This window comes from Buttiauxella sp. S19-1, assembly GCF_022134725.1.
Lineage (GTDB): Bacteria > Pseudomonadota > Gammaproteobacteria > Enterobacterales > Enterobacteriaceae > Buttiauxella > Buttiauxella ferragutiae.
Map to the genome: position 1 here is coordinate 23,574 of NZ_JAHWLU010000051.1, position 7,232 is coordinate 30,805.

A 7,232-nucleotide genomic window follows, 5' to 3' on the forward strand; every position below is an offset into this window, starting at 1 on the left:
ATGTTTCTGAGTGCTGAAGACTTCGCCACCGTTGTCCGCTCCACGCCGCTTCTCTCCATCGATCTGATTGTTGAAAATCAGGACGGCGAGTTCCTGTTGGGGCAACGCACTCAGCGCCCGGCACAGAACTTTTGGTTCGTGCCGGGTGGCCGGGTACGCAAAGATGAAACTCTGGAGCGGGCTTTTGCGCGCTTAACCGAGGCTGAATTAGGCACGCCGCTTACGCTGCAGGACGGTGAGTTTTACGGCGTGTGGCAGCACTTCTATGACGACAACTTCTCCGGCCCCGAATTTTCCACGCACTACATCGTGCTGGGGTTTCGCCTGCGCGTCGACGCTGATGCGCTGCAACTGCCGGACGCGCAGCACAGTGATTATCAGTGGTTAACACCTGCTGATTGGCTTGCACGCGGCGATGTGCATGACAACAGTCGCGCTTATTTCCTTGCTGGTAAGACAGAAAAGGTCATCGGATTATGAAGATTCTGGTCTACGGCATTAACTATTCACCGGAGCTGACGGGCATCGGCAAATACACCGGCGAGATGGTGGAATGGATGACGCGCCAGGGCCATGAGGTGCGGGTGATTACCGCACCACCTTACTATCCGGTCTGGGAAGTGCATCCCGATTATTCCGCCTGGAAGTACCAGAAAGAAGTGGGGGCCGCCACCGTCTGGCGCTGCCCGTTGTATGTACCAAAGCAGCCTTCAACCTTAAAGCGCCTGATTCATTTGGGCAGCTTTGCACTGAGCTCTTTATTCCCGCTGCTGGCGCAACGCCGCTGGAAGCCGGATCGCATTATCGGCGTGGTGCCGACGTTGTTTTGTGTGCCGGGCATGCGCCTGCTCGCAAAACTCAGCGGCGCACGCACCTTGCTCCATATTCAGGATTACGAAGTCGACGCGATGCTCGGCCTCGGAATGGCGGGCAAAAAGCAGGGCAAAGTGGCGCGCCTGGCGCAGCGCTTTGAACAGAGCGGGCTGCATAACGTCGACAACGTTTCGACGATTTCCCGTTCGATGATGAACAAAGCGGCCGAAAAGGGTGTTGATCCTAAACGCGTGATCTTCTTCCCTAACTGGTCGGAAGTGGAGCGTTTTCGCGGTATTTCCCGCGAAGAAATTCTGGCGGTACAAACCCGCCTGCAACTTCCTGTGGATAAAAAAATCATCCTCTATTCCGGCAACATCGGCGAAAAGCAGGGGCTGGAAACGGTGATTGAAGTGGCGGAGCGTTTTGCACTCCAGCCGTATGTATTCGTGATTGTTGGCCAGGGCGGCGGCAAAGCTCGCCTGCAAAAACTCGCACAGGACAAAGGGCTGCACAACGTGGTGTTCCATCCGTTGCAGCCTTACGACGCACTGCCCGCTTTGCTAAAACTCGCCGATTGCCATCTGGTTATCCAGCGCCGTGGTGCGGCTGATGCCGTGCTGCCATCAAAACTGACCAACATTCTTGCGGTGGGCGGCAATGCGGTGATTACCGCAGAAGCAGACACCGAGCTTGGCCAGCTTTGTGAGGCGTTTTCCGGTATTGCGGTGTGTGTCGAACCGGAATCGGTTGACGCCTTAGCCGAGGGCATCGAGCGCTGCCTGCAACTGCCGGAACATAACATCGTGGCATGTGACTATGCCGAGCGCACGCTCGAGAAAAACAGCGTGTTGAATCAATTTATTGCGGACATTCAGGGTTAATTATGACTCATTCCAGACTCTATCCGGTCATCATGGCTGGAGGAAACGGCAGCCGTTTGTGGCCGTTGTCCCGCGTGCTTTACCCGAAACAGTTCCTGTGCCTGAAAGGCGAACTGACAATGTTGCAAACCACCGTTAACCGTTTAAACGGCGTCGAGTGCGAAAGCCCGGTGGTGATTTGCAATGAAGAACACCGTTTTATCGTCGCCGAACAACTGCGTGAGTTGAACAAGCTGACGGAAAATATTGTGCTGGAGCCTGCCGGGCGCAATACCGCACCGGCAATCGCGCTGGCTGCACTGGCGGCGAAGCGTAACCAGCCGGATACCGATCCGCTGATGCTGATCCTCGCTGCCGACCACGTTATCCAGGACGAAGAAGCATTCCGAAGTGCGGTGCGTAATGCGCTGCCGTATGCCGAAGCCGGGAAACTGGTCACCTTTGGCATCGTGCCTGACTTACCAGAAACCGGCTACGGCTACATTCGCCGTGGAGAAGTCACTAACACGAATACCCCAGACGCGGATGCCGTGGCCTTTGGCGTGGCGCAGTTTGTCGAAAAACCGGATATCGACACCGCGCAGGCTTATGTTGCCAGCGGTGAGTATTACTGGAACAGCGGCATGTTCCTGTTCCGCGCCGGGCGCTACCTGGAAGAGCTGAAAAAATTCCGCCCGGATATTCTCAGCGCCTGCGAAAAAGCGATGGCAAATATCGACCCGGATCTTGATTTTGTGCGTGTCGATGAAGCCGCATTCCTCGCCTGCCCGGATGAATCCATCGACTACGCGGTAATGGAAAAAACCGCCGACGCCGTGGTAGTACCGATGGACGCGGGCTGGAGCGATGTCGGTTCATGGTCATCGCTGTGGGAAATCAGCACCAAAAACCAACAAGGCAATGTGCATCACGGCGATGTCATCAGCCACTCTACCGAGAACAGTTACATCTATGCTGAATCCGGCCTGGTGACCACCGTTGGCGTGAAAGATCTGATTGTTGTGCAGACCAAGGATGCGGTGCTGATTGCCGACCGCGATCACGTGCAAAGCGTGAAGAAAGTGGTGGAGCAAATCAAATTTGATGGCCGCCATGAACACCATAACCACCGCGAAGTATATCGCCCGTGGGGCAAATACGACTCCATCGACGAAGGCGAACGCTACCAGGTGAAACGCATCACCGTGAAACCGGGCGAGGGCCTGTCTTTGCAGATGCACCACCACCGTGCCGAGCACTGGATTGTGGTGGCGGGTACCGCAAAAGTGACGCTGGGTGAGGAAGTGAAACTGCTGGGCGAAAACGAGTCCATCTACATTCCGCTGGGCGTCACGCACTGCCTGGAAAACCCCGGGAAAATCCCCCTCGACCTGATTGAAGTGCGTTCCGGCACTTACCTCGAAGAAGACGACATTGTGCGTTTTCAGGACCGGTACGGGCGCATTTAGCTTTTGTCGGATGACGTTGCGCTTATCCGACCTACGAAATCTGTTGCTCCAGGGAGCGAAAATGACACAGAAACTGACCTGTTTTAAAGCCTACGACATTCGTGGTCGCCTGGGCGAAGAGTTGAACGAAGACATTGCTGAACGTATCGGCCGCGCGTATGGCGAGTACCTGAAGCCGAAAACCATCGTGCTGGGTGGCGACGTGCGCCTGACCAGTGAGCGGCTGAAACTGGCGCTGGCGAAAGGGTTGCAGGACGCGGGCGTCGATGTGCTGGATATCGGACTGTCGGGCACCGAAGAGATCTATTTTGCCACCTGGCATCTGGACGTGGACGGCGGCATCGAAGTGACCGCCAGCCATAACCCGATGGACTACAACGGCATGAAACTGGTACGCGAAGGGGCGCGCCCGATCAGCGGCGATACCGGCCTGCGTGATGTGCAGCGTCTGGCGGAAGCCAACGACTTCCCGCCGGTAGATACGGCTGCGCGCGGCAGCTACCAGAAGATTTCGGTGGTTGAGGCGTATATCGACCACCTGTTCTCGTACATCAATGTGGCCAATATCAAACCGCTGAAGCTGGTGATTAACTCCGGTAACGGCGCGGCAGGCCCGATTGTCGATGCCATCGAAGCGCGTTTTAAATCGCTCAATGTGCCGCTGACGTTTATCAAAGTGCACAACCAGCCTGACGGCAATTTCCCGAACGGTATCCCGAACCCGTTACTGCCCGAGTGCCGCGACGACACCCGCAACGCGGTGATTGAACACGGCGCGGATATGGGCATCGCCTTTGACGGCGATTTCGACCGCTGCTTCCTGTTCGACGAGAAAGGGCAGTTTATCGAGGGCTATTACATCGTTGGCCTGCTGGCGGCGGCGTTCCTCGAAAAACAGCCGGGGGCAAAAATCATTCATGACCCGCGCCTGTCGTGGAACACGGTGGATATCGTGGAGCGCGCAGGTGGCACACCGGTGATGTCGAAAACCGGTCATGCGTTTATCAAAGAGCGGATGCGCCAGGAAGATGCGATTTACGGCGGTGAGATGAGCGCCCATCACTATTTCCGTGATTTTGCCTACTGCGACAGCGGGATGATCCCATGGCTGCTGGTGACAGAACTGTTGTGCCTGAAAGGCAAAACCCTGGGCGAACTGGTATGCGACCGCATGGCAGCGTGGCCGGCGAGCGGGGAAATCAACAGCAAACTGGCCGACCCGAAAGTTGCGATTGCACGGGTGCAGCAGCACTTTGCGCCACACGCTGAAGAAGTGGACCACACCGATGGCGTTAGCATGGCGTTTGCTGACTGGCGCTTTAACCTGCGGAGTTCAAATACCGAGCCGGTGGTGCGCCTGAATGTGGAATCTAAGCGCAATGAGCAGCTGATGCAGGCACGAACGCAGGAAATTATGGAACTGTTGAATCAGTGATCTGACCAGGCATAGGTCGCCCTCACCCTAGCCCTCTCCCCCAGGACAGAGGATGTTCTTTGTTCCCTTTCTGGGGGAGAGGGGCGGGGTGAGGGGGAATTTTAATAAAGGTAAAACGATGACAAACCTAAAAAAGCGCGAGCTACCAAAAACCAACGCATCGTTGATCTCTATGGTGCAACGTTTTTCTGACATCACCATTATGTTTGTTGGGTTATGGGTGGTGTGTCAGGTCAACGCGTTACCGTTTTTGTACATGCACTTACTGATGGCGCTCCTGGCTCTGGTAGTCTTCCAGATGATTGGCGGAATGACCGACTTTTACCGTTCATGGCGTGGGGTGAGGATCACCAGCGAGCTGATGTTGCTGCTGCAAAACTGGACGTTGAGCCTGATCTTTAGCGCCGGATTACTGGCGTTTAATCCCGACTTTGACGGATCTTTCTGGGTCTACCTGGCCTGGTACGTGCTGACGAGTTTCGGCATGATGCTGTGCCGTTCGTTTATCCGTCTGGGTGCCGGTTGGTTGCGCAATATGGGCTACAACACGCGGCGTATTGCTATCGCCGGTTCGCTCCCGGTGGGTTATACGCTGGCCGAGAGTTTCCGCAACGAACCGTGGCTGGGCTTTGATGTCACGGGCGTGTATGACGACCAGCAACCAGAATCTCCGCATGGTGATTATGCGGGCTGTTTCGCAGATTTAGTGGAACAAGCACGCGCCGGACGTATCGACAATATCTACATCGCGATGGCGATGAGCGAAGAAGTACGCATTAAATCACTGGTGCGTGAGCTAACCGATACCACCTGTTCAGTGATGCTGATCCCCGATGTTTTTACCTTCAATATTCTGAACGCTCGCACTGAAGAAGTTAACGGTGTGCCCGTGGTTCCGCTATTTGATACGCCGCTCAACGGCATTAACCGCGTGCTGAAACGCCTCGAAGATATTGTGCTGTCTGCCATGATCCTGCTGTTTATTTCGCCGGTGTTGTTGTGCATCAGCGCGGTGGTGAAATTGACCTCCCCTGGCCCGGTTATCTTCCGCCAGACACGCTACGGCATGGACGGTAAACCGATCAAAGTCTGGAAATTCCGCTCCATGAAGGTGATGGAAAACGACAGCGTGGTCACGCAGGCCACCAAAGGCGACAAACGTGTGACGCCAGTTGGCAATTTCCTGCGCCGTACTTCTCTGGATGAACTGCCGCAATTTATCAATGTGCTGATGGGGGAGATGTCGATTGTCGGCCCGCGTCCACATGCGGTGGCGCATAACGAGCAATATCGCTCGCTAATTGAAGGCTACATGCTGCGCCATAAAGTGAAACCGGGGATTACCGGCTGGGCGCAAATCAACGGCTGGCGTGGCGAAACCGACACGCTGGAAAAAATGGAAAAGCGCGTGGAGTTTGACCTGGAATACATCCGTGAATGGAGCCTGTGGTTTGACATCAAAATTGTCTTCCTGACCATTTTCAAAGGCTTTGTTAACAAAGCTGCGTATTAGATGACAAACCTTTTGTAGGTCGGATAAGCCTCGCGTCATCCGACACTAACGACGTAAATGGTGGATGACGCATGCGCTTATCCACCCGACACATTAACGGATAACACCATGAGCCTGAGAGAAAAAACCATCAGCGGTGCTAAATGGTCTGCCATCGCCACGGTGATTATTATTAGCCTCGGCCTCGTGCAGATGACTTGGCTTGCACGCATTTTCGACAACCACGAATTTGGTCTGTTGACGGTATCGCTGGTGATTATTGCGCTGGCGGATACGTTATCGGATTTTGGGATTGCCAACTCAATTATCCAGCGTAAGGAGATAAGCCATCTTGAGCTGACGACGCTGTACTGGCTAAACGTCGGCCTTGGCGTAGTCGTGTTCGCGTCGGTATTTTTACTCAGCGATGTTATCGCCTCGGTGCTGCGTACCCCGGCACTTGCCCCGTTGATTAAGACGCTTTCATTTGCATTTATCATCATCCCGCACGGCCAACAATTCCGCGCATTAATGCAAAAGGAACTCGAGTTTTCAAAGATTGGCTCGATTGAAACCGTTTCAGTGATGGCCGGCTTTGGTGTGACGGTTGGCGCTGCGATGTTTTACCCGTTTGCCATGACCGCGATTATGGGTTACCTGGTCAACACCGCGGTACGTACTGCATTGTTTGGCTTCTTTGGCCGCAAAATCTATCGCCCTGGCCTGCATTTCTCGCTGAAATCGGTCAGTTCCAATCTGAAGTTTGGTGCATGGTTAACTGCTGACAGCATTATCAATTATGTGAACACCAACCTGTCCACGCTGGTGCTGGCGCGCATTCTCGGTGCCAGCATCGCCGGTGGTTACAACCTCGCTTACAACGTGGCGGTGGTGCCACCGATGAAGCTGAACCCGATTATCACTCGCGTGCTGTTTCCGGCCTTTGCCAAGATTCAGGACGATACCGACAAGTTACGTATCAACTTCTACAAACTGCTGTCGATTGTCGGGATAATTAATTTCCCGGCGCTACTCGGCCTGCTGGTGGTGTCGAATAATTTTGTGCCGCTGGTGTTTGGTGAGAAATGGCAGTTTATTACGCCAATCTTGCAACTGCTGTGTGTGGTCGGGCTGCTGCGTTCTATCGGTAACCCCATCGG

6 protein-coding genes are annotated in these 7,232 nt (G+C 54.6%); all 6 read left to right on the forward strand.

The features are described 5' to 3' along the window. Positions 1-480 (forward strand): GDP-mannose mannosyl hydrolase, encoded by a 480-nt coding sequence (locus MES37_RS12990; RefSeq protein ID WP_237931633.1) that lies wholly within the window; start codon positions 1-3, stop codon positions 478-480. Beyond that, the gene (locus MES37_RS12995) at positions 477-1,697 is read left to right on the forward strand and encodes a WcaI family glycosyltransferase (protein WP_237931634.1); all 1,221 of its coding nucleotides are present in this window, start codon (positions 477-479) and stop codon (positions 1,695-1,697) included. Before MES37_RS12990 ends, MES37_RS12995 begins: the two co-directional genes overlap by 4 nt. 2 nt (positions 1,698-1,699) lie before the next feature. After that, positions 1,700-3,145 carry a mannose-1-phosphate guanyltransferase gene (cpsB, locus tag MES37_RS13000; RefSeq protein WP_232886685.1) on the forward strand — a complete coding sequence of 482 codons (1,446 nt, stop codon included), beginning with the start codon at positions 1,700-1,702 and terminating at the stop codon, positions 3,143-3,145. 61 nt (positions 3,146-3,206) lie between these two features. Beyond that, positions 3,207-4,580 (forward strand): colanic acid biosynthesis phosphomannomutase CpsG, encoded by a 1,374-nt coding sequence (gene cpsG, locus MES37_RS13005; protein ID WP_237931636.1) that lies wholly within the window; start codon positions 3,207-3,209, stop codon positions 4,578-4,580. Positions 4,581-4,698: 118 nt separating this feature from the next. Then, positions 4,699-6,093, forward strand: coding sequence for an undecaprenyl-phosphate glucose phosphotransferase (gene wcaJ, locus MES37_RS13010; protein ID WP_064545220.1), 1,395 nt, complete (start codon positions 4,699-4,701; stop codon positions 6,091-6,093). Between the two features lie 108 nt (positions 6,094-6,201). Further along, positions 6,202-7,232 (forward strand): MOP flippase family protein (locus MES37_RS13015; RefSeq protein WP_237931638.1); only part of this gene is annotated, 1,031 nt, incomplete at its 3' end.